The sequence below is a fragment of the Phytopseudomonas straminea genome (genome assembly GCF_900112645.1).
Taxonomy (GTDB): Bacteria; Pseudomonadota; Gammaproteobacteria; order Pseudomonadales; family Pseudomonadaceae; genus Aquipseudomonas; species Aquipseudomonas straminea.
Map to the genome: position 1 here is coordinate 1 of NZ_FOMO01000021.1, position 1,013 is coordinate 1,013.

Genomic DNA, 1,013 nt, shown 5'->3' on the forward strand with positions numbered 1-1,013 from the left:
ATCAGGGCGATTTCGGCGGCCGACTTGCGCTGGCGGCACAGGGCGGTAACCGACCCGGCGTCGACGAAACGGTAACCGCTGGTCAGCTTGCGAATGCCCTCGAACATGAAAAAAGGCAAGGAGGAACAAAGACCTACCTGAGGCGGCGTACCATCGTTGGGCGTTACGCCAAGGCGACGCAGGCAGCGCAGCAGCAGCGCGTAGGGGCTCTCGTGCTCCTCCCAGGTGTTGATGGTGCCCGGCACCTCCTGAAAATCACGCACCGTGCCTTCCTCGAAGGCGGGAGCCAGGTATTCCACCTCGCCGCTGGCCGGCAGGATGGCGCCGACCATGCGCTCGCTGGGGTTCCACTTGACCCCGGTGAAGTACTGCAGGTTGCTGCCGGCAGCCACGAACAGCGCCTCGATGCTCTGCTCACGCATCAGCGCCTGGGCCCGTGCGATGCGTGCCCGGTACTCCGCTTCACCGATCGGCTGCGCGCCGGCCGTCATGTCCTGCAAGCGCGCCAAGGCCTGCTCCGGCGTGCTACCGCCCACTCCCAGTGTCATCTGCACATCCTCGTCTGGCGACGGCAGCGGAGATCGCTGCCGGGTAATTCACTGCGGCAAAATTTAAGTGCAACTTAAATTCTGGTCAAAGCATTTTTCAGTGGCACTTAAATAGTGCGCAATCTGACGGCTGAAGTCCCTACGCTGGCTGGGTATACTGCGCCCACTCCAACAACGAACTTTGCCCATGACCGCAGATCGCATTGGCGAACGCCTGCGCCGCTACCGGCGGGCCGCCGGCAAGACCCTCAACCAGGTGGCCGCCGACGCCGGCCTGACCGCCAGCTTCCTGTCCCAGGCCGAGCGCAACCTCACCGGTGTGTCGATCTCGTCCCTGGCGAGCATCGCCAAGTCCCTGAACGTGCCGCTCAACGCCCTGTTCGACCAACCCGTGCAGGCGCAGCCCGACTCCCACGTCAACGAGCGCGTGCGCTACACGGTCGGTGGCCAGCTCCTGGCCTACGA

At 64.3% G+C, this 1,013-nt stretch carries 2 protein-coding genes; one reads left to right on the top strand and one right to left on the bottom strand.

Going from position 1 to position 1,013, the window contains the following annotated elements:
- Positions 1–548 (bottom strand): aminopeptidase P family N-terminal domain-containing protein (locus BM279_RS23075; RefSeq protein ID WP_208604562.1); only part of this gene is annotated, 548 nt, incomplete at its 3' end.
- Positions 549–735: 187 nt separating this feature from the next.
- Here BM279_RS23075 and BM279_RS23080 point away from each other — a divergent pair.
- A partial coding sequence (locus tag BM279_RS23080; protein ID WP_143103636.1) for a helix-turn-helix domain-containing protein occupies positions 736–1,013 on the top strand: 278 nt, incomplete at its 3' end.